The organism is Xanthomonas arboricola pv. juglandis (assembly GCF_905367715.1).
Classification (GTDB): Bacteria; Pseudomonadota; Gammaproteobacteria; order Xanthomonadales; family Xanthomonadaceae; genus Xanthomonas; species Xanthomonas arboricola.
Map to the genome: position 1 here is coordinate 3,257,505 of NZ_HG999362.1, position 19,863 is coordinate 3,277,367.

At 66.9% G+C, this 19,863-nt stretch carries 17 protein-coding genes; 4 read left to right on the plus strand and 13 right to left on the minus strand.

The genetic code is table 11. From position 1 onward, the window contains the following. Window positions 1-199: 199 nt before the first annotated feature. Genes KHN93_RS14220 through KHN93_RS14235 form a run of 4 tightly spaced genes read right to left on the minus strand, consistent with a single transcriptional unit; the run spans window position 200 to window position 6,760 of the window. Complete coding sequence (locus KHN93_RS14220; RefSeq protein WP_211920466.1) at window positions 200-883, minus strand: TetR/AcrR family transcriptional regulator; 684 nt, start codon at window positions 881-883, stop codon at window positions 200-202. Further along, window positions 876-2,372, minus strand: a complete 1,497-nt coding sequence (locus KHN93_RS14225) for an efflux transporter outer membrane subunit (protein ID WP_211920468.1) — start codon at window positions 2,370-2,372, stop codon at window positions 876-878. Before KHN93_RS14225 ends, KHN93_RS14220 begins: the two co-directional genes overlap by 8 nt. 1 nt (window position 2,373) lies before the next feature. Next, window positions 2,374-5,517 carry an efflux RND transporter permease subunit gene (locus KHN93_RS14230; RefSeq protein ID WP_211920470.1) on the minus strand — a complete coding sequence of 1,048 codons (3,144 nt, stop codon included), beginning with the start codon at window positions 5,515-5,517 and terminating at the stop codon, window positions 2,374-2,376. A 16-nt stretch (window positions 5,518-5,533) separates the two neighbouring features. After that, a complete protein-coding gene (locus tag KHN93_RS14235; RefSeq protein WP_211920472.1) occupies window positions 5,534-6,760 on the minus strand; it encodes an efflux RND transporter periplasmic adaptor subunit in 1,227 nt (408 codons plus the stop codon). A gap of 130 nt (window positions 6,761-6,890) precedes the next feature. On the opposite strand from KHN93_RS14235, the gene KHN93_RS14240 reads away from it, so the two are divergent. Further along, a complete protein-coding gene (locus KHN93_RS14240) occupies window positions 6,891-7,511 on the plus strand; it encodes a TetR/AcrR family transcriptional regulator (RefSeq protein WP_104601294.1) in 621 nt (206 codons plus the stop codon). A gap of 361 nt (window positions 7,512-7,872) precedes the next feature. Here the strand turns inward: KHN93_RS14240 and KHN93_RS14245 are convergent, their stop codons facing one another. From KHN93_RS14245 to creD, 7 genes are all read right to left on the minus strand, one after another. Beyond that, entirely contained in the window at window positions 7,873-8,367 is a 495-nt protein-coding gene (locus tag KHN93_RS14245) for a transcriptional repressor (RefSeq protein ID WP_104600288.1), read from the minus strand. A 15-nt stretch (window positions 8,368-8,382) separates the two neighbouring features. Continuing rightward, a complete protein-coding gene (gltX, locus tag KHN93_RS14250; protein WP_024939898.1) occupies window positions 8,383-9,786 on the minus strand; it encodes a glutamate--tRNA ligase in 1,404 nt (467 codons plus the stop codon). Between the two features lie 67 nt (window positions 9,787-9,853). Then, window positions 9,854-10,945 (minus strand): DUF3616 domain-containing protein, encoded by a 1,092-nt coding sequence (locus KHN93_RS14255; protein WP_104559386.1) that lies wholly within the window; start codon window positions 10,943-10,945, stop codon window positions 9,854-9,856. 121 nt (window positions 10,946-11,066) lie between these two features. Next, a complete protein-coding gene (locus tag KHN93_RS14260) occupies window positions 11,067-11,951 on the minus strand; it encodes a carbon-nitrogen hydrolase family protein (RefSeq protein ID WP_024939896.1) in 885 nt (294 codons plus the stop codon). Between the two features lie 46 nt (window positions 11,952-11,997). Beyond that, window positions 11,998-12,609, minus strand: a complete 612-nt coding sequence (locus tag KHN93_RS14265) for a GNAT family N-acetyltransferase (RefSeq protein ID WP_104559730.1) — start codon at window positions 12,607-12,609, stop codon at window positions 11,998-12,000. Between the two features lie 35 nt (window positions 12,610-12,644). After that, complete coding sequence (locus KHN93_RS14270) at window positions 12,645-13,067, minus strand: hypothetical protein (RefSeq protein ID WP_211920474.1); 423 nt, start codon at window positions 13,065-13,067, stop codon at window positions 12,645-12,647. A 7-nt stretch (window positions 13,068-13,074) separates the two neighbouring features. Beyond that, on the minus strand, window positions 13,075-14,394 hold the full coding sequence (gene creD, locus KHN93_RS14275) for a cell envelope integrity protein CreD (RefSeq protein WP_047129027.1): 1,320 nt from the start codon (window positions 14,392-14,394) through the stop codon (window positions 13,075-13,077). Between the two features lie 436 nt (window positions 14,395-14,830). On the opposite strand from creD, the gene KHN93_RS14280 reads away from it, so the two are divergent. After that, on the plus strand, window positions 14,831-15,643 hold the full coding sequence (locus KHN93_RS14280) for a C1 family peptidase (protein ID WP_211920476.1): 813 nt from the start codon (window positions 14,831-14,833) through the stop codon (window positions 15,641-15,643). A gap of 265 nt (window positions 15,644-15,908) precedes the next feature. On the opposite strand, the gene creC is transcribed toward KHN93_RS14280, so the two are convergent. Beyond that, window positions 15,909-17,357 (minus strand): two-component system sensor histidine kinase CreC, encoded by a 1,449-nt coding sequence (creC, locus tag KHN93_RS14285; RefSeq protein ID WP_211920478.1) that lies wholly within the window; start codon window positions 17,355-17,357, stop codon window positions 15,909-15,911. 48 nt (window positions 17,358-17,405) lie between these two features. Then, a complete protein-coding gene (gene creB / locus KHN93_RS14290; RefSeq protein WP_211920480.1) occupies window positions 17,406-18,110 on the minus strand; it encodes a two-component system response regulator CreB in 705 nt (234 codons plus the stop codon). A gap of 34 nt (window positions 18,111-18,144) precedes the next feature. Here creB and KHN93_RS14295 point away from each other — a divergent pair, with 34 nt between their 5' ends. Beyond that, complete coding sequence (locus KHN93_RS14295; RefSeq protein WP_016902309.1) at window positions 18,145-19,053, plus strand: 23S rRNA (adenine(2030)-N(6))-methyltransferase RlmJ; 909 nt, start codon at window positions 18,145-18,147, stop codon at window positions 19,051-19,053. A 192-nt stretch (window positions 19,054-19,245) separates the two neighbouring features. After that, entirely contained in the window at window positions 19,246-19,788 is a 543-nt protein-coding gene (locus KHN93_RS14300; protein ID WP_024939889.1) for a GNAT family N-acetyltransferase, read from the plus strand. The last annotated feature ends 75 nt before the right edge of the window (window positions 19,789-19,863 follow it).

Sequence of the window (19,863 nt, forward strand, 5' to 3'; positions counted from 1 at the left end):
CAGGCGGCAATACCGCTGCAGCACCGATGCGCCACGATAGTCCTGGGCCGCAGGCACATTGCACAGCAGGCGGCGCTAACGCTTATGAGCGAGCCTCATCAACGCGCGCAGCGCCTGCACTGCCGGGCTAACTCTGCGTATGCGAACGCAGGCAACGTGCCACCGACTACCTATCCATCGCGCTGCCCTGCCGCCGCCGCTAGAACCCGCTCGGCACCTCGCGTTTACCTTCCGCTGTCACCGCGGGCGGTTGCGGCCGATACGCGCGCAGGAACAGCGCCACTGCACTGGCGACATACCCGTGCTGCGTGGCGGCCGGTGCTGGCAACGTGCTGCCATGCAGCGCCGCATTGGCCGGCATGCCGGTCATCAATCCGAAGAAATGCACCGAGGCATCCGGCAGATTGTCGATGACCAGGCTGCCCTGCTCCACTTCGCGCGCCAACACCGCACGCATCGTGGTGTCGTAGCGTTCGAAGCCCAGCGTCCACATCTCCTCGCGTATCTGGCTGGGCAGTGCCGGCGGCCGCACCAGGCCGTAGGCGGCATCGCCCAGTGCATTGCTGGCCGCCATGCGCACGACCGCATCGGCGATGGCGAGCAGACGCACGGGCAACGGCCCGCGCATGTTCAACAGTGCCTCCCAGGGATTGGGCGACTGGTGCGCCAGCGCCTCCAGGGTGGTGCGGAACAGCACCTCCTTGGACGCGAAGTGCGCATACACCGTGGCCTTGGACACCATTGCGCGCTCGGCGATGCTGTCCATGCTGGTCTTGTCGAAGCCCTGGCGTGGAAACAGCTCGGCTGCCGCGCGCAGGATCGCGCCACGCTTGTCGTGCGGTGCGCGCCTGGGCGCCGGGGCCTCGGCAGCGGCGTCATCCACGTGGCTGCCCCGTCGCGGTCGTGGCCACCGCCGGGTCGGCCGATTGCAGCCAACCGCCGCCCATCGCCTTGTAGAACGTCGCCAGATTGGTGAAGCGCGACAGCTGCGTGGTGATCAAGTTCTGCTGCGCGCTGTACAGCGCGCGCTGCGCATCCAGCGCCTGCAGGTAGCTGTCCACGCCGCGTTCGAAGCGCGCTTGCGACAGCCGGTAGCTGTCGGCGGTGGCATCGACCAGGGCCTGTTGCGCCTGCAACTGCCGGCCCAGGGTCTCGCGTTGCGCGAGCGCATCGGAAACCTCGCGGAACGCGCTCTGGATCGCCTTTTCGTACTGCGCCACTTCGATATCGCGGTTGGCCTTGGCCATGTCCAGGTTGGCGCGGTTACGCCCGGCGTTGAAGATCGGCAGCGTCAGCGTGGGCACGAAGCTCCAGGCGCGGGTGCCGGAATCGAACAGGTTGGACAGACTGCTGCTGGACGAGCCGGTCGATGCGGTCAGGCTGATGCTGGGGAAGAACGCCGCGCGTGCCGCACCGATGTTGGCATTGGCCGCACGCAGGTTGCGCTCGGCCTCCAGGATGTCCGGGCGGCGCTGCAGCAACTGCGACGGCAACCCGGCCGGCACGCTGGCCAGCACGTTGCCGTCCACGCTGGCGCCGTCGGGCAAGGCCTGCGGCAACAGCTCCGCCGGCACCTGCGTGCCGACCAGCAGCACCAATGCATTGCGGTCCTGCGCCACTTGCGCGGTGTAACGCTCCACATCCACACGCGCGGATTCCACCGTGGTCTGCGCCTGGCGCAAGCTGAGCTGCGAGGCCACACCCAGCTCGAAGCTGCGTTGCTGCAGGCGATAGCTGTCGCCCTGGCTGCTCAAGGTGGACTGCGCCAACTGCAGCAACTGCTGATCGGCCGCCAGCGTCAGATAGGCGGTGGCCACTTCGGCCACCAGGCTGATATGGGTGCTGCGGCGTGCCTCGGCGGTGGACAGGAACTGCTGCAGCGCCTGTTCCTTGAGGCTGCGCACACGCCCGAACAGATCCAGCTCGTACGCACTGACGCCGATGTTGGCGCTGTAGGTCCGGAACACCTGCGGCTGGCCGGGAATGGCCAGCTCCGACGGCGTGCGCGCGTTGTTGGCGGTGCCGGTGCCCTGCACGGCGGGCAGCAGCGCAGCGCGCTCCACCCGGTACTGCGCACGTGCCACCTCGATGTTGAGCGCGGCCACGCGCAGGTCGCGATTGTTCTCCAATGCCAGCGCGATCACCTGCTGTAGCGCCGGGTCGGTGAACACCTGCCGCCAGCCGATGTTGGCGATATCGATCGCCTGCCCGGGGCTGGCCGTATCGGTGGTAGTGGATGCCGTCGAGAGCTCGGTGCCGGCAAAGCGTTCGGGCACCGGTGCGTCGGGCCGTGCATAGCGCGGCATCAGTGTGCATCCGGACAGCACGCCGGCCACCGCGATCGCGGTCAATGTCATGCGGATCGGTGTCATCTCAGTGTCCTGCCGGTTGCGGTGCGGGCGAAGTAGGCTGTGCGCGACGCTTGAACAAGCCGCTGATGAGCACGAAGAACAACGGCACGAAGAAGATCGCCAGGATCGTGCCGGACAACATGCCGCCGATCACCGCAGTACCCAACGCATGCTGCGCGCCTGCACCGGCACCACTGCCGAGCACCAGCGGCACCACGCCCAGGATGAAGGCCAGCGATGTCATCAGGATCGGCCGCAAGCGCATGCGTGCTGCCTCCAATGCGGACTCGATCAGGCTCTTGCCGCTTTCATGCAGTTCCTTGGCAAATTCCACGATCAGGATCGCGTTTTTCGATGCCAGGCCAATCGTGGTGAGCAGGCCCACCTGGAAGTACACATCGTTCATTTTCCAGGTCAGCATTGCGCCCAGCAGCGTGCCGAACACGCCCAGCGGCACCACCAGGATCACCGAGAACGGAATCGCCCAGCTTTCGTACAACGCGGCCAGACACAGGAACACGATCAGGATCGATAACCCGTACAACAGGCCGGTCTGGCCGGTCGAGGATTTCTCCTGCCGCGACAGCCCGGTCCACTCGTAGCCGATGCCCGGGGGCAACTTGGCCGCCGCCGCTTCGACGATCTGCATCGCCTCGCCACTGGACGCAGCACCCGGCATCGCCATGCCCAGGATCTCCACCGACGGAACGCTGTTGTAGCGCTCAAGACGGGGCGAGCCGGAACTCCAGCTGGCAGTGGCGAAGGCGTTGAACGGCACCATCGTGCCGGCGCTGTTGCGCACGAACCAGCGGTCGATGTCCTGCGGATTCATGCGGTACACCGCATCGGCCTGCAGCATCACCTTCTTGACGCGGCCCTTGTCGATGAAGTCGTTGACGTAGGTACTGCCCCAGGCGCTGGAGAAGGTGTTGTTGATATCGGCAATCGACACGCCCATGGCCTGCGCCTTGTGCAAATCGATTTCCAGCTTGAACTCGGGCGTGTCCTCCTGCCCGTTCGGGCGCACCGCCACCAGCCGCTTGTCCTGCGACAGCTCGGCCAGCAGCTGGTTGCGCGCCTGCATCAAGGCCTCGTGGCCGAGGTTGGCGCGGTCCTGCAGCATCAGGTCGAAGCCGGTCGCATTGCCCAGCTCCGACACCGCCGGCGGTGCGAATGCAAACACCTTGGCATCGCGAATGGTGCTGAAGAACGCACCGGCCTTGCCCGCCACGTCGGTGACGCTCTGGCCCTTGCCGGTGCGCTCGTCCCACGGGCGCAACTTGACGAAGGCAAAGCCCACGTTCTGGCCGGTACCGGCAAAGCTGAAACCGGAGACCGCAAAGATGCCGGCAACCGAGTCCTTCTGATCGACCAGGAAGTGATGCTCCACCTGCTTGAGCACCTCGCCGGTGCGCGCATCGGTGGCACCGGGCGGCAACTGCACCAGCACGAACAGCGTGCCCTGGTCCTCGTCCGGCAGGAAGCCCACCGGCAGCTTCATGAAGCCGAACACCACCAACGCCAGCAACACCGCGTAGGCCAGCATGTAGCGCCAGCCCTTGCCCAGCAAGTGCCGCACCACGCCCTGATAGCCGTTGTTGCCGCGATCGAACACGCGGTTGAACCAGCCGAAGAACCCGGTGGTCGCCAGACCATGGCCCTTCTCCACCGGCTTGAGCAAGGTGGCGCACAGGGCCGGGGTCAGGATCATCGCCACCAGCACCGACAAGGTCATGGCCGAGACGATCGTGATCGAGAACTGCCGGTAGATCACGCCGGTGGAACCGCCGAAGAACGCCATCGGCACGAACACCGCGGCCAGCACCAGGGCCACGCCGACCAGCGCGCCGGAGATCTGGTCCATCGACTTGCGCGTGGCGTCCTTGGGCGACAACTGCTCCTCGCCCATCACGCGTTCGACGTTTTCCACCACCACGATGGCATCGTCCACCAGCAGGCCGATCGCCAGCACCATCGCGAACATGGTCAGCGTGTTGATGGTGAAACCGAACGCCGCCAGCACGCCGAAGGTGCCCAGCAACACCACCGGCACCGCGATGGTCGGGATCAAGGTCGCGCGGAAATTCTGCAGGAACAGGTACATCACCAGAAACACCAGCACCACCGCTTCGATCAGCGTATGCACCACCTGCTCGATGGAGATGCGCACGAACGGCGTGGTGTCGTACGGCTTTTGCACCTTCATGCCGGGCGGGAAGAATTTCTCCTGCTCCTCCAGGCTCTTGTCGATCGCGCGCACCGTATCCAGCGCATTGGCGCCGGTGGCCAGCTTGATCGCCAGACCGGCGGCCGGCTTGCCGTTATAGCGGCCCACCGTGTTGTAGCTCTCGCTGCCCAGTTCGATGCGTGCCACATCGCGCAGGCGCACCTGCGAGCCATCGGACTGCGTGCGCAGCAAAATATTCTCGAACTCCTCGGCGGTCTTCAGCCGGGTCTGCGCGGTGATGGTGGCATTGAGTTGCTGGTTGGGCACCGCCGGCAACGCGCCCAGCTGGCCGGCGGAAACCTGCGCGTTCTGCGCCTGGATCGCGGTGCGCACATCCACCGGGGTCAGGCTGAAGTTGTTCAACTTGTTCGGGTCCATCCATATCCGCATCGCATACTGCGAGCCGAACAAGGTGGTGTCGCCCACGCCTTCGACGCGGCTGATGGTTTCCTGCACGTTGGCCGCCACGTAATCGGACAGGTCCGAATCGCTCATGCTGCCGTCTTCGGAAGTGAAGGCCAGCACGTTGAGGAAGTTGGTGGCCGACTTGGTCACCGTCACGCCCTGCTGCTGCACTTCCTGCGGCAACAACGGCGTGGCCAGCGACAACTTGTTCTGCACCTGCACCTGCGCGGTGTCCGGGTCGGTGCCGTTGTCGAAGGTCAGCGTGATGGTCACCGCACCGCTGGATTCGCTGGTGGAGGCCATGTAGCTGAGGTGGTCCAGCCCCTTCATCTTCTGCTCGATGACCTGGGTGACGGTGTCTTCCAGGGTCTGCGCCGAGGCGCCCGGATAGTTGGCGGTGATGGCGACGGCCGGCGGCGCGATGCTGGGGTATTGCGCGATCGGCAAGGTGGCGATGGACAGGATGCCGGCCAGCATCACGATGATGGCCAACACCCAGGCGAAGATCGGACGATCGATAAAGAAGCGTGCCATGACGTGTGATCCCGCCTCAGTTGGCCGCACGCGGTGCGGTCGGGGCGGAAGGAGTGCCGGCGGCTGCATTGCCGGCACCGGCAGCCGGCCTGCCCTTGGGCTGCCACGGCACGGTCTTGACCTCGATGCCGTCGCGGGCGCGCGAGACGCCTTCGACCACCAGTTGCTCGCCGGGCTTCAGGCCGCTGCGCACCAGCCATTGGTCGCCGACTTCGCGGTCGGTTTCCAGCACGCGCAGGTGCAGCTTGTGATCGGCGCCGACCACGAAGGCGGTCGGCTTGCCGGCGCCATTGCGCGAGACCGCCTGCTGCGGCACCAGCACGCCCTGCTCCTTGATGCCCTCCTGCAGCACCGCGCGCACATACATGCCCGGCAACAACTCCGCATTCGGGTTCGGGAACACCGCGCGCAGGGTGATCGAGCCGGTGTTCTGGTCGACGGTGACATCGGAGAACGCCAGGTGGCCCTGCAGCGGATAGGTGCTGCCGTCTTCCAGCAGCAGCGACACCTTGGCCGCGTCGTCGCCGGCCTTTTCCAGCTCGCCGCGCGCCATCGCCTGCTTGAGGCGTAGCAAGGCCGCGCTGGGCTGGGTGACGTCGATATAGATCGGGTCCAGTTGCTGGATGGTGGTCAGTGCGGTGGCCTGGTTGGCGGTCACCAGGGCACCCGGGGTGACGCTGGAGCGGCCGATGCGGCCAGAGATCGGCGCGTCCAGGCGCGCGAAGGCCAGGTTGATGCGCGCGGTTTCCACGCTGGCCTTGCCGGCGGCCACGTCGGCCTCGGCCTGGCCCAGCGCGGCGGCGGTGTCGTCGCCGTCCTGCTGGCTGATCGCCTTGATCTGCACCAGTTCGGTGTAGCGCTCGGCCTTGAGCCTGGCGGTGCGCAGGTTGGCCTGCGCCTTGGCCAGGGTGGCCTGGGCGCTGGCATAGCTGGCGCGGTAGGTCGCCGGATCGATCTGGTACAGCGTCTGCCCGGCCTTGACGTCACCGCCCTCGGTGAACTGGCGCGACTGCACGATGCCGCCCACCTGCGGGCGAACTTCGGCGATCAGGTAGGGAACCGTGCGTCCAGGCAGCTCGGTGGTCAGGGTCACCGGCTGCGGCTTGACGGTCAGTACGCCCATTTCGGGCATGCCCTCCTCCGGCGGCGGGCCGCCCGGCGGGCTGCCGCAGGCACTGAGCAGGACGGTGGCAGCAACGGCAGCAGCGAGCAGGGGCAGGCGAAACGAAGCATGAGGACGCACGAGGAGGTCTCCGACAGGACGCAGAATGGTTAAATCTAAACGGTACTGTTCGGTATCCTAATAAGCGCATCCGTGGCCGTCAAACATTCCTGCCCAGTCGGTATACTTAAGTCCCCAAGGGAGTCAGTTGATGCGGGTCAGAACCGAAGAAAAACGCGACGCCATCGTGCAGGCGGCCAGCGAGGTGTTCCTCGAACTGGGCTTCGAAGGCGCCTCGATGTCGCAGATCGCCGCCCGCGTCGGCGGCTCCAAGCGCACGCTCTACGGCTATTTCCCGTCCAAGGAGGAGTTGTTCGTGGCGTTTGCCAAGGACATGTCCGACCGCTACATCGACCCGCTGCTGGACGCGCTTTCGCAAAGCAGCGGCCCGGTCGCCGAGACGCTGCAGCGCTTCGGCGAGGACATCCTCGGCTTCCTGTGCCAGCCCAGCTCGATCACCATCTGGCAGACCATCATCGGTGTGTCGGGGCGGTCGGACGTGGGCGCGCTGTTCTTCAATGCAGGCCCGGAAGAAGGCATGCAACGCATGGCCGACTATCTGCAGACGCAGATGGATCGCGGCGTGATCCGCTGCGCCGACGTCCTGATCGCGTCAAGGCAGTTCGGCGGGCTGCTGGAGGCGGAAACCCTGATGCCCTGCCTGTTCGGCGCGCTGAAGGATCCCTCGCCCGAGTATCTGCGTGAAGCGACGCAGCGCGCGGTCGCCCTGTTTCTGGCGGGCTATGGATGCAAGACCGCTGCGGCGGCGTGATGAGTGATGGTGTCTGATAGCTTGAGTAAGCGATGAGTCGCTGGCGACCCCACTGATGCGCGTGCATGGCACTCGCGCACGCGTGTGATGTTCGAAGCTTGGTTGCTGTGACAACAACAGCGCATTTGTCTGCAGCAGATGGCTGGGTCTGCGCACTGCCGGCAACTTATAGAGCGGCCAACAAAACTCTGTCACGCCAGCTGATCTGCTGCCTGGCTGCAGGGTCCTTGCCCGCCTAAAGACGCGGGACACGCTGCAAGTACGTCCCTGCAAGCTCTTGAACGGCATCCATGCCGCATAGGTGCCCGCGACGGTTTTTTAGCTGCTCCAAGTGAACCGCCCTGGGTTTGCCTTGCGATGCTTACTCGGCCACCGCGCACTTGGCGCACAGGCCGTGCACTTCCAGCGTCTGCGCCTGCGGCTGGAAGCCCAGCGCCTTGGCGCGCGCTTCCAGTTGCGCCACCACCTCGCGGTCTTCCAGTTCCACCGCGCTATGGCAGCGATCGCAGATCAGGAACGGCACCGAGTGCTGGGCGCTGTTGGGGTGGTGGCAGGCGACGAAGGCGTTGACCGACTCGAGCTTGTGCACGAAGCCATTGGCCATCAGGAAATCCAGCGCGCGGTACACCGTGGGCGGGGCGTCGGCGCCGACGCCCTTGCCTTCGCGCACCCAGTCCAGCAGTTCGTAGGCCTTGACCGGCTTGCCGGCGTCGGCGATCAGCCGCAGCACGTTGGCGCGGATCGGCGTCAGCCGCAGGCCGCGCTCGCTGCAGGCGCGCTCCACCGCGCGCACGAAGCCGTTGGCGTCGTCGACATGGTGATGCGGTGCAGTGCAGGCGTGTTCGTTGATTTTCATCACAGGCTCCGGCGGTCAGCCCGCCCCTATCTTGATGAGTGCCGCATCGATGCGTTTCAAGGCGCCCTCGCGTCCGGCCAGGTACACCGTCTGCGAAATGTCCGGGCTGACCTGGGTGCCGGTGATGGCCACCCGCAGCGGCTGGGCCACCTTGCCCATGCCCAGCTCCAGCGCGGCAGCCGCGTCGTGCAGCGCGGCCGAGACGGTCTCCACGCTCCATTCGCTCTGTGCCGCCAGCAGTTCGCGCGCCTTGCCCAGCGGCACTTCTGCGCCCAGCTTGAGGTGCTTCATCACCGCCGCCTCGTCGTAGGTTTCCAGCGGCTGGTACCAGACCACGGCTTTTTCGGCCATTTCCTTCAAGGTCTGCACGCGCTCGCGCAGCGCCACCACCACATCGGCGGCGGCCGGGCCGGCGGCGACATCGATGCCCAGCCTGGCGAGCTGGTATTCCAGCTGCGGGGCGATGCTGGCCGGGTCGTCGGTCTTGAGGTAATGCTGGTTGACCCAGCCCAGCTTGGCCATGTCCAGCCGCGCGGCCTTGGAATTGACGTCCTTGACGTCGAACAGGTCGAGCAATTCCTGGCGACTGAACAACTCCTGGTCGCCGTGCGACCAGCCCAGACGGGCCAGGTAGTTGATCAGCGCATGCGGCAGATAGCCGGCGTCCTTGTACTGCATCACGTCGGCCGCACCGGTGCGCTTGGACAGCTTGGCGCCCTGCTCGTCCAGGATCATCGGCATGTGCGCGAACTTCGGCACCGGGGCGCCCAGCGCCTCATAGATGTTGATCTGGCGCGGCGTGTTGTTGATATGGTCGTCGCCGCGAATCACCTCGGTGATGCCCATGTCCCAATCGTCCACCACCACCGCGAAGTTGTAGGTGGGGAAGCCGTCCGGGCGGAAGATCACCATGTCGTCGAGCTCGCTGTTGGCGATCTCGATGACACCCTTGATCAGGTCGTCGAACACCACCGTGCCGCCGACCGGATTCTTGAAGCGGATGACCCGGTTGGGGTCGTCGCGGTACGGCAGGTTCTGCTCGCGGGCGGCGCCGTTGTAGCGCGGCTTTTCCTGCCTGGCCATCGCGGCCTCGCGCATGGCGTCGAGTTCTTCGCGGGTTTCGTAGGCGTAATAGGCCTTGCCCTGGGCCAGCAGTTGCTCGGCGACCTCCTGGTAGCGGGCGACGCGCTGGGTCTGGTAGATCGGGCCTTCGTCATAACCCAGGCCCAGCCATTCCATCGCCTCCAGGATGGCGTCGATCGCGGCCTGGGTGCTGCGCTCACGGTCGGTGTCCTCGATGCGCAGCACGAACTGCCCGCCGCGGCGGCGTGCCTCCAGCCAGCAATACAGGGCGGTGCGGGCGCCGCCGATGTGCAGGTAACCGGTGGGGCTGGGGGCAAAACGGGTGCGGCAGGTCATGGAGCGCTCGGCAAAACGGGAGTCGGCCGATTTTACCTTGACCAGCGCAGACCTGCCCGCGCGCGGCTCAGCGGTTGCGCAACAGGTCGCCGTAGACCACGTCATCGCCGCCGCTGCGCGCCGGGCCGGGCGCGTCGTACAGCACCAGCCAGCTGGGCGTGTCGCCGGCCAGGTGGCTGGGAAGGTTGCAGATCGCCTCGGCGCGGTCGCTGTCGGTGCCGTGCGGCAACACCGCCGATTCCAGCAGCTCGTGCTGAAAGCGCACCGGCGCCTGGTTGGCGGCCAGCACCGCACGCGCGCCCGGCCATTTGAACAGGCGGATTTCGCCGTTCAGCACCATGGTCGGGCCGGCCAGCAGGTACAGGTCGTCGCCGGAATAATGCAGGTCGCGGATGCCCAGCCCGCCCAATTGCAGGAAGTGCTTGCGCAGCAGCGTGCCGTCCTCGTCCAGCGGCGCCAGGCGCAGGTGGTCGCCATGCGCCTGCACCCGGATCTCCAGCAGCGCCGACCAGCCGCGCAGCACCGGCCCGCGCAGGCCCAGCAGCAGGCGCTCGCCGTCCACCACGATGCCCTCGATATCGAAGCCGTTGTCCTTGCCGGGAATCTTCAGGAACGGGCCGAAGTGCGGATCGTCGGCCAGCAGCTCGGTGAGCTGGTTGTGCTTCGCGTCACCCTTGAGCCGCAGCGCGCGACGGCCGTCGGCGGCTTCGCGCACTAGGCGCGGGGTGCCGTCGGCATCGCGCTCGATCGGCAGGCAGGCCAGCAGGCGGCGGTTGGCGTCGAGCTTGAGCTTGGTCAGGCGTTTGGCGTTTTCGGCATCGTCGCGACTGCGCTTGGCGTTCTTGCGCTTGAGCCCATGCGAGCCGATCACCCAAAGCAATCCCTCCGACAGCGCCATGCCTTCCAGATCCGCCTCCTCGGCCGCCTCGCCGGGCAGGTCCAGCAACTCGGCCAACGCAAAGCTCTGCCCCTGGCCGAAGCGCAGCGTCTCGCGCTGCACGGGGTCGAGCCTGCGCAGGCGATCCACCGCGCAGGCCTCGTCACCGGCCACCCACAGCCAGTCGTCGGTGAAGGCCGCACCGGACAGATTGCTGTGCACCAGCGCGCCAGGCGCGAACTCGAGACGGACGCTGTGCGGAATCAGGGTTTTCTTGGCCATGGGAACCTGCTGGATGGTGCTAGGAATGAGAGTGATGGCCGGCGCGGAACGGTCGGCACGATTGGTCGCAGACACCGACTGCGCTCGCCTGATGCTGCGCGCAGTGGCTGGCCGCGCTTTATCAGTCGAACGTGGCCAGCCTGGCACGCACAACGTGAGCGCCCAATTGACCGACCCAATCGCGATCGTTGGCGACCTGCGCCTGCGCGCGGCTGGCCTCGAAGGCGGCGAAATCCAGCTCCGCATACGCCCACACGGCAGTGCCCTGGGTCTGCGCCAGCACGCCATCGGCCGGGAAGCCGACATCCATGGGTGCGAACACCGCCGCTTCGCCGGTATTGACGTCCAGCGCCGGGCTCCACGGCGCTTGCCCGGCCGTGACCGATTGCGCGACGAACACACGGTTTTCCAGCGCGCGCGCCAGGCAGCCGACCCGTACCCGCATCGCCCCGGCGGCGGTGTCGGTGCAACTGGGCACGATCAACAGCCGCGCGCCGGCCTCGTACTGCGCGCGCACCGGCAGCGGGAACTCGCTGTCGTAGCAGATCGCGATCGCCGCACGCACGCCATCCAGGTCGAACACCTTCAGCGCATCGCCCGGCTCGATCAGCCCGGTGGCCTTTTCGAAGCCGGTCAGCTGCAGCTTGTCCTGCCAGCCATGCCGGCCGTCGGGCGTGAACCAGTCGCTGCGGTTGCGGTAACGGCCCTGGCCCAGGTCGAGCAGAAAGCTGCCGGCCACCAGATGCAGCTGGTGCTGGCGCGCCAGGCCGGCAAACAGCTCCAGCCACGGCGCACGCAGCGCCTGGATCGCCGCCAGCGACTCCGGCAAGCCGGCAGAAATCTGCGTACCGAAGGTCGCGCCCAGCTCCAGCGACAGATACTCCGGAAGTACCAGCAGACGTGCGCCGGCGGCGGCAGCCTCGCCCACCAGCGCGGACTGGCGTGCGGCGAACGCGGCAAAGTCGGCAGGTTTGCCGATCGGATATTTGGCGACGGCAATTTTCATCTACGGGCCTGGTTGCGGTTGATCGATGGCGTAAGAGGTGACCCGGTCACGGCGGCAGTGGCCGCGTCCATACCCGCAGACTGTGGTCGATCTCGCCGTGTTGCAACTCCGCCCACGCCAATTGCACGCGCATGTCCGCTTGCGGTGCATAGCCACGTTTGCGCCAGAACACGTCGTTGGATCGATAGTCGGCCGGCTTGCGCGGATCGTTTTCTGCGCGTTCCACCGCGCAGAACGCAGTGAGCGCGAAGCGGCCCAGTGCACGTGCATGCGCCTCGCGCTGGTCGAAAAATGCGTGACCGATTCCCTGCCCGCGATAGTCCGGCAGCAGCACCGATTCGCCGAAATAGAACACGCTGGCCGGGTCAATGCCGGCTGCACGGAACGGCGCATGGAAGGCTTCGCTGTCGTCGAGCAGCGGCAGCCCGGTGGAGGCGCCGATCACCGCATCGCCATCGCGTGCCAGCACGAACACGCTGTCCGGCGAGGCCGCGTAGGCGGCCAGATAGCCGCGCTCGTAATCGGCGTCGCCTTCGTACAGGTATGGCCAGGCGCGGAACACCGCGATGCGCAGTTGCGCCACCGCAGCCAGATGCGGCAGCACCTGCGTGCCGCGCACCGTTTCAACGATCAGGGAGGAGCCGCTCATGCCGGCCATGGTAAGCCAGCCTGGCGCAGCTGCGCCGCCGCACGTCAGCGCAGCCAGCCGCCATTGCCCGGAGCCGCCGCAGCCGGCTGCTGCCACAGCAACCACACCGCCGCCTCCTCGCTGGCCAGCAGCACACCGAGCAGTGCATCGGTGCTGCGCGCCCAGTAGCTGCCGTTGCTAAACCGCTGCCACGGCCCGTAGCGGCGCGGACGCGCGTTGTCTGCCGCCGCGTCCTGCCGCTGCGCCGCCTGCAGGAAGCCGCTGCCGCCCAGGCGCAATGCCTGCGCGGTGCCTGCATGCAGCCGCAGGCCGATCACGCCGCGGCGTCCGTCGCGGCGCAAGGGCAAGGCCGACAACGGCGAAGCGTCCCAATACTGCGGCAGCGCTGCGGGAAGCAGCGCCACCGTGTCGATCCCGGCGGGCAGCAAACGCTGCGCCCGCCGGTGCAACTGTGCGTGCGTGCGCATGTCGGCCTCAGCGCAGGCTGTTGCCAAGCTCGTACCAGTCGAGCTTGCGGGTCACCCACATGATGCTGGCCAGGATGCCGAACAGCAGCAACGATCCCATCAGCAGCGAGTTGTCTTCGGAGATCAACAGGCTGTAGAGCACCCCGTACAACGCCGTGAGCATCGCCGAGAATCCGGCTGCACGCGCCCAGCTGCGCAACACTCCGGACAGATAGAAGAACTGCAGGCCGATACATGCCGCGGCAGAGACCAGATACGCCTGCCAGAACGCGATGTGCTCGGACAGGCTCAGCAGCAGCAGGAAGAAGATCGCCAGCGCCAGACCCACCAGCAGGTACTGCAGCGGATGGATCGGCAGACGCTTGATCAACTCGAACAACACGAACGCCACAAAGGTCAGCAACACGAACAGGATGCCGTACTTGCTGGCGCGGTCGGCCTGGGTATACACGTCGACCGGATCGACCAGCCGCACCTCCAGCGTATCCAGCGACGACTGGCTGGACTGCAGCTGGCTCTGTGCACCGGTGGCCAGCGACGACAACGACCAGCTCGCATCGAAACCGCGCGCACCGATCGTCGGCGCATTCGGCAGGAAGCGCCCGCCGAACAGCGGATGCGGCCAGGCCGAGCGCAAGGCGATGTCGTTGTTGTCGGCAATCGGTGCGATCGCCAGGCTGCGGGTGCCGTCTAGCACGAACGACATCTCCACCAGCTTGCCATCACCCAGCGTGCCGGCCAGCGCATCGCCCAGCGGCTGCAGATCGGCATGAATACCGGCCGAGCGCCCCACCAGGCCGCCGGCCCCGCTCTCCAGCGGCAAGCTGCGGCCGTCCACCCGCAGGCTCGGCGTGCCGACCAGGCCGCGCACATCGGAAATGCCTACCGCCAGATGCGGCCGGCCATAGCGGCGACCGGCCACGGCCGGATACTCGAACGGATCGAACTCGGCCTTGAGCCTGGCCTTCCACGAATACACCTGCACGCGGAACAGGCCGATCTTGCGCTCGGACGGGGTCAGCTCGCCACTCAGGGTGAGCGTGCGCGGGGTCTGCAGCAACTGGCCGTCGCGCTTGCGCCAGACCTTGCGCGGGTTGCCTTGCTCGTCCGGCTCGGTGACCTGTACGTCCTCGGTAAACGGCAGCACCCGCACCGGCGCGATGAACTGCTGCTCACCGGCCTTGCTCTGCGCCACCCGCTCCACCGCCTCGTCGCGGTAACGCGCACGGTCCTGCACCGTGCCGCGGATCAGCAGCAATGGAATCAGCAGCAACAGGATCAATCCGCCAATGGTGGCGAAGCGCAACAACAGTTTCAGGGATTTCATCGACCTTCCTCAGTCTGGGAGGTCGCCAGGGTGCGTTGCGCCGGTGTCGGGGGTTTGAGGCGAATTTGAAGCGAATGTGAAGTGGGCGGTCGGCAGGCTCGGCGACCGGCACTGTGATCCCGTTAGGAAATGCAGGTTTTGCCCATCAAAAATGCAACAGAGGCCCAGGACACGCTTCCGTTGCATCGCCAAGGCTTCGCATCACCGCCGCGCGCTTCGCCGCCAGGCGCAACGATGCCAGTGCAGTTGCGCATCACGGGGGTCATTGCTTTTCTCGAGTCTGCGTTGATCACGGCGTTGCAGTTCCGTGGTTCCGCGGCATCCGCATTCAACGTTACGCGCCGCAGCGGCGGTGCCGCACACGCATGCCCGCTTGCAGGCCGTGGTTCCAGAAACGCGCACGACTGCATCCCTCTCTCGCCTGGAGTTTGCCTTCATGACCAAGCAACGTTCGCTCACGCTCTGCCTGCTCGCTGCCCTGAGCCTGTCCTCCGCCGCCGCACAGGCGGCAATGCACGGGATGGGCCTGAAACCCTCGTCGTTGATGCAGCCGGTCACTCCGTTGTTCGGCATTGCCAGCGCCGCCAAACCCCTGCCCGCCACGGTCGACCTGACGGCCTGGGCAATTACCCCGGGCGACCAGGGCCAGGTGGGGTCGTGTGCGTCATGGGCAACCGCCCACACCCTGACCGGTTGGTATGCCAACGCCAACAAGCAGGCGCAAACCCGCTTCGCCCCGATGTATCTCTACAGTCAGGTCAACGGTGGCGTCGATGAGGGCTCCACGCTGGAAGCGCCGCTGGACGTCGCGCTGGCCCAAGGCATCGACACCGAGCAGCATTATTCGTGGGGCAACTACAACTGGAAGAACCCACCCACCGCGGCCGACCGCGCCAACGCCGCCAAGAACCTCACGCCGTACCGCAAGTACACCGTGCTGTATTCGGGCGACGGCAATGGCGGGCGGGCCCTGATCGAACAGATCAAACTTGCGCTGGCCTCGTCCACGCCGGTGGCCATCGGCTTTTATGTCCGCCAGGGGTTCGAAGACCTCACGCCAAAAAACCAGGTCGACTACGACACCAAGACGCCGATCCTGGGCGGGCACGCGGTGATCGCGCTGGGCTACGACAGCGAAGGGCTGCTCGTCGAAAACAGCTGGGGCACCGAGTGGGGCAACAAGGGCTTTGGCAAGCTGTCCTGGTCGGTGGTCGCCAAGGACGTCATCGGGGCCGACGTGGTGCATTAGCACACAGCGGCTGCGCGTGGTGAGGCGCGGCTGACACGGATGCGGCATGTGCCTGGCGCATGCCGCTTGCGTGCCACCGCGATACCGCCGCCGTCGGCCGCCGGCCTGTGCACTGACGGCACGCAATGCGGTTCAGAGCCGCCGACAAACCTGCTACACAGCCGCCAGGCGGGCGCGGCCGGTGCGCGGAATCGGCAGGTACCACTCACACTCCGGTTGCTCCGCACCCAACCTACGACTGCGCGCTACGGTTTGTTAGCCGCGCTTAGCCGATGGGCAGGCGCAGGGTGGCGATCGCACCGCCGCCCTCGCGGTTGCCCAGCGCGGCCTCGCCACCATGCAGGCGCGCGACTTCACGTACGAACGGCAGGCCGAGGCCGGAGCTGCGTTGCCCGGTCTGCGGGCGGGCCAGCGAATAGAAACGCTCGAACACCCGTTCCAGTGCGTAGTCCGGCACGCCGCTGCCACGGTCTTCTACCACCAGCTGCACCTGTTCCTTCAGCACCTGCGCACGCAGCTGGATGGTGCTGCCCTGCGGTGAAAACGCGATGGCATTTTCCAGCAGGTTGATCAGCGCCTGGCGCAGCAGGAATTCATCGCCCAGCACGTACTGCCCGCGCGCGGTGTCGGATGCGGCATCGCGTTCCAGCAGCACGCCGGCCGCTGCCGCGCGCGGCAGCACGGCATCCACGGCCGCCTGCAGCAGGCCAGCCACCGCGATGCGCTCGCGCGTCTGCAGCCAGCCGTGCTGCTCCACCTCGGCCAGCGCCAGCAGCTTGTCGATGGTTTCGGTCAGGCGCAGCTCCTGCGCGCGGATGCTGGCGACAAAGTGCTGGCGATCGGCTTCCGGCAGTGGCTCGCTCAACAGTTCGGACGCACCCCGGATTGCCGCCAGCGGGCTCTTCATCTCATGCGTCAGCGACTGCACGTAGTGCTCGACGTAGGCCTTGCCTTCCAGCTTGCGCCGCATGCTTTCCAGCGCCTGGCCCAGGTCGCCGATTTCATCGCCGCGCGGCTCCGGCGGCGGCACCGGCACGCCCGCGCTCACCGCCTGTGCGTAGCGATTGAGCCGGCCGATGCCGCGCATCAGCCACCAGGTCATCCAGATGCCGATCAGCGCAGAGATGCCGATCAGCCAGGCACCGCGTTGCAGGATGTTGCGCTGGCTGGCCTCGATGAACGGGTCGATGCTGCGATTGGGCTGCGCCAGCGTCAGCACGCCGATCAACTTGGCCGGGTCATTCGGCGCGTAGATCGGTGCGGCCACATGCATCACCGTGGCGGTCGGGTCGCCATCGACCTCGGGGCTGGAACGCGCGCCGTATTCGCCGCGCAAGGTGCGATAGACATCGTTCCAGCGCGAGTTGTCACGGCCCACATCGCGGCCCAGCGAGTCGAACACCACCACGCCGCGCGCATCGGTGACGGTGACGCGGTAGGCCACGTTGTTCTTGCGGAACCGCCACACCCAGGCCTTGGGGTCGCGCCGCTGCGCCTGCGCCACGTTGCGCGCAAAGCTGCCGCTGGCGATGGTGCCGGCAGCCAGCTCGCCGCTGGCCATTTCCGCCAGCACATTGGCCGCGTCCACCAGCGTGGATTCCATCGCCTGGCGTACGCCCGGCTTGACCTCGTTGACGAACACCCGCATCACGAAGAACGCGGCCAGCCCGACGATCAGGAAGAAGCCCAGGAACAGCTTGAGACCGAGCCGCATCTCAGGCCCCGGCCCGAAGAACACCACGATGCCTGCGCGCGGCCATGGCTACAGCTCCAGCGCGTAGCCGAGGCCACGGTGGGTGCGGATCGGGTCGGCCGGCACGCCGGCCTGGCGCAGCTTGCCGCGCAGCGTCTTGATATGGGTGTCCACGGTGCGGTCTGCGCTGTCGGCGCTGGCGTCCCAGCCGCGGTCCATCAGCTGTGCGCGGCTCAGGATCGCGCCGGGGCGCTGCAACAGCGCCGACAGCAGCGCGTACTCGTAGCGGGTCAGCGGCAGCAGCGCATCGCCGTAGCGGATGCGGCTGCCCTCGCGGTCGATCGCAAACGCGCCATGCGGCTGCCAGCCCGGCTCCGCCACGGCGGCCACATTGCGACGACGCAGCCGCGCACGCACCCGCGCCACCAGCTCGCGCGGGGAGAACGGCTTGGCCATGTAGTCGTCGGCGCCCAGTTCGAAGCCGAGCACGCGGTCGATCTCGTCGTTGCGCGCGGTCAGGAAGATCACCGGCACGTCGCTGAAACCGCGCAGCGCGCGGCACACCTCGAAGCCGTTGATATCCGGCAGGCCCACGTCCAGCACCACCACGTCGACCGGGTCGGCACGCAGGCGCACCAATGCGTCACGGCCCAGCAGGCAGTGTTCGGGCGCATAGCCTTCGCTGCGCAGCGCGTACAGCACGGTATCGGCAATGGCGGCCTCGTCTTCGACGACGAGCACGCGGGCGGGGGACTCGGACATGGCGCGCAGCATAGCCGCATGCTGGCGCGGCCCGTACACTGCCGCGATGAACTATCGCCACGCCTTCCATGCCGGCAACCATGCCGACGTGCTCAAGCACATCGCCTTGCTGGCGCTGATCGACACCCTCAAGCGCAAGGACACGCCGTTCTTCGTGCTCGACACCCATGCCGGACGCGGGCGTTACCAGCTCGGCGGCGAGGAAAGCCGCAAGACCAACGAGGCCGATGCCGGGGTGATGCGGCTGATGGCCGAATCGACCCTGCCCGAGGTGGTCGAACGCTATCTGCGCGCGGTGCAGGCCGACAACCACACCGTCGCCCGCCCGGCCACGCCCGGCCAGAAGCCGGCGCGCCCCACCGCCGGCATCCAGATCAACCATTACCCCGGCTCGCCGTTGCTGGCGGCGCAGGCGCTGCGCGAACAGGACCGCATGGCGTTCTGCGAGTTGCAGCCGGAAGAGGCCGAGGCGCTCAAGCGCCTGTTCGCCAGGGACAGCCGCGTGCGCGTGCATGCCGGCGATGGCTACGAGGCGATTCGCGCCTTCGTGCCGCCGCGTGCGGGCGAGACCAAGATCGGCCGCGGGCTGGTGCTCATCGACCCGCCCTACGAGGCGCAGGAAGCCGAGTACCCGCAGGTCATCCACAGCGTGCGCGAGACCCTGGCGCGCTGGCCACAGGCGATCTGCATGGTGTGGTACCCGATCAAGCTGCGCCGCAGCCTGCAGCCGTTCATGCGCAAGGCGGCCACGCTGCCGGCCAAGTCGGTGCTGGTGGCCGAGCTGCAGGTGCGCCCGGACGACTCGCCGCTGCGCCTGACCGGCAGCGGGCTGCTGATCGTCAATGCGCCGTGGCAGTTCGACCAGGTGCTGGCACCCGCGCTGCCGGTGCTGAAGCAGCACCTGGGCGAGGCAGGTGCATCGACCCGGTTGGAGTGGCTGCGCCAGGACGCCTGAGTCGCCGGTACCAGACGCCTGCTCGCGCTGGCGAACGCGGCTGCATACTCACGACTGGATCACGGTATCGCTCGGTACAGTGATGAGGGAAGCACTGCCACCCCCTGACGGCCCCCAGCGGCGCACCGGATTCATTCACGGTTGTGCGCTGGGCTGGTGCCAGAATCTTCCGATCTTTAAGGAACACCGGTCATGGCCATTCGCAATCGCATGCCTCCCTGGCATGAAAACTTCAGCCTGCCCAATGGCCGCACGCTCCTGCTCCGCCCGATCCGTCCCGAGGACGGTCCGCCGCTGCAGGGCGCCTTCAGCCTGTTGGGACCGGAGGAAATCCGCGCGCGCTTCGTGCGTTCCTCCGCCGAAATCACCCCGGAGATGGTGCAGCGCCTGACCCATCCCAATCCCAAGAGCGAGATCGTCCTGGTGGCCGCCGAACAGCTGCCGCCGGGCGAGGCGCTGGTGGGCGCGGTGGCGCGCGCGGCACTGGTGCCGGGCACCCGCCAGGCCGAGTACACCATCCTGGTCAGCAGCTTCGTCGCCGGCCAGGGGCTGGGACGGCAGCTGATGCGCAAGCTGGTCAAGTGGGCGCGGCGCAAATACCTGGATTGCCTGTTCGGCGACGTGCTGCAAAGCAATGTGCCGATGCTGCAGCTGGCCGAGTCGCTGGGCTTCAAGCCGCAGCCGCATCCGGATTCGCCGGAGCTGGTGCGGATGGTGCTCGAGCTGGATGCCTGAGGGGCTGGGATTCGGGATTCGGGATTGGGGATTCGGGATTGAGAAGGCCGCCGCGCCCTTGACTCACCTGGCTTT